Source organism: Streptomyces phytophilus (assembly GCF_013870535.1).
Classification (GTDB): Bacteria; Actinomycetota; Actinomycetes; order Streptomycetales; family Streptomycetaceae; genus Streptomyces; species Streptomyces phytophilus.
On record NZ_JACBXC010001039.1, the window covers coordinates 1 to 2,180 of the forward strand.

Sequence of the window (2,180 nt, forward strand, 5' to 3'; positions counted from 1 at the left end):
TGGCACGCACGTCGACGACGAGTTCGTCGCGGCGCGTCGCGGGCTGGGCGGCAGCCTCGAACCGCTTGGCCGCCTGGTGCTTGATCTCGCCGAGTTCCAGCGTGAGATGGCCGGTGGAGCGGATCGCGTAGAGGGTGACGACCTGGCCGGAGCCGGCGTGCTTGGGCGCCGCGTGCATCGCCGGCTGCTTGACCAGGCTCAGGTTGTTCTCGTCGCCGAACCGGGTGGTGTGGGACTCGCCGCAGATCAGGGAGAGGTCCCAGAGCGCCTCGGCCAGCGGCTCGCCGCCGCCGGCGGTGGCCGGGTCGATGTCCAGCCGGAAGTCCTGGAAGCCGTCCTCGTCCCGCTTCTCGTCCACGGGCAGCGGCAGCCGGTGCTGGACGATGCCGCCGCGCTGCTTGAGCAGCATCTCCGGCGGGGCGCTCCAGCCCTCGGGGCCGGGCGCCTTGACCTTGCCGGCGAGGTGGACGACGCCGGTGGCGGCGTCGAGTTCGGCCCTGCCGACGCGGAACGGGACGGGCAGTTCGTCCGTGACGTCGTAGAACTCGTCCGGGATGTTCCGGGCGGGGTCGCGGAAGAAGGGGTACGTGGCGTAGACGCGCCCGTTCTCCGTCAGGTGGTCCACGGCGCGGTCGCCGAGCTTGTGGTGGTACTTCGACGCCGTGAGCAGGTCGTCGAGGTCGCCGCGGCGCACCAGCTCCATCAGCAGCCGCTCCACGACCGACAGCCTGGCCGCCATGCCCTCGCTGTACCAGTCGTCGAACAGCCGGCGCATGTCCTCGAAGGCTTCCCGCTGGTCCGAGGCGTGCTTCTCGCGGCGCAGCTGCCGGATGGTGTGCGGCAGGTCGATGGTGTAGTGCCGGGCCAGCAGGTGGTGGCGCCGCGGGCCTTCGGGCACGTACTCGCCGACCAGCTCGAACATCGCGCGCAGGAAGCGGATGCGCGGCGCGGTGCCCTTGGTGACCGAGGTGTTGTTGCCGCCGTCGTCGCGCTTGACCCAGTACACGCAGTCGTAGTCGGCGATCACGCTGATGCCGTCGGCGTTCAGGTACGCGGCGCTGGTGAACGGCTGGTCCTGGCCGACCTTCAGCTCGGGGCGGAAGCGCAGCTTGTGCTGCTCGACCAGCTCGCGCCGGAAGAGCTTCATCGGGTTCAGCGTCCAGTACACGCGGGAGCTGAACACGTCGGTACGGGCCAGGTTCTGGTGGTACATGGAGGTCGGGGCGCCGCGGCCGTTGACGCCCACCATCTTGCCGACGACGACGTCGGTGCCGTGGGTGTCGGCGGTGTGGACCATCCGCTCCAGTGTCTCGCGGCCGATGTAGTCGTCGGCGTCGAGGAAGAACACGTAGCGGCCGGTGGCCCGCTCCAGACCCACGTTGCGCGGGCCGGCCGGGCCGCCGGAGTTCTCCTGGTGGATGACGGTCAGACCGGGGTTCTCGGCGGCGAGCCGGTCCAGCTCGGCGCCGGTGCCGTCGGTGGATCCGTCGTTGATGACGAGGATCTGCAGCCGGTCGGTGCCGATGGTCTGCTCCAGCACCGAGGTGACGCTGCGGGTGATGTACGGCATCGAGTTGTACGCGCCGGTGATCACCGTGACATCCGGTATCGGTCCGGCCGCGGTCCTCGCCGCAGGGGAAGTCATCGTGCGGGTCTCCTTCAGACGGCGCGCTCTAGATTGCGGCGCTCGGACTTCTCCGCCAGCGCACGCACGGCCTCGCCGAAGCGGACGACGGATGCGGGCTCGTCGGGTCCGAGCAGGTATTCCTTCAGTTCCTCGCGCGCTCCGCGCAGCGCGTCGGCCGCGGGGTCGGGGACGGCGGCGAGCAGCTCGTCGATCCTGGCGGCGTCGGGGGCGAGGACGACCGCCGCCCGCACCGCGGTGTTCTGGCGCTTGAACTCCTGCTCCCCCAGGCCCGCGGAGTCGGTCACCGCGTACGGCTTGCCGCTGGCGATGAAGTCCGACACGACGCTGGAGATGTCCGAGACCATGCCGTGCGAGACGTTGAAGCAGTCGTACAGCCGCGGCCGGTCGCCGGTGACGACCCGGTGCTCCCACCAGCCGAAGGAGCGCCAGTAGGCGTCGTTCCACTCCTCCTTCAGCCGGGCCGCCTCCGCCTCGCGGGCGGGGTCGACCACGGCGTCGCGGGAGGTCTGCGCCTCGTCGGCGGCCTCGTCGG

At 70.7% G+C, this 2,180-nt stretch carries 1 protein-coding gene and 1 pseudogene; both read right to left on the reverse strand.

Annotated features, from left to right (window positions below):
* Window positions 1-1,645 (reverse strand): glycosyltransferase family 2 protein (locus H5J30_RS28750; protein WP_181790202.1); only part of this gene is annotated, 1,645 nt, incomplete at its 3' end.
* Window positions 1,646-1,659: 14 nt separating this feature from the next.
* Window positions 1,660-2,180, reverse strand: a pseudogene (locus tag H5J30_RS28755) (hypothetical protein); the annotation flags it as partial.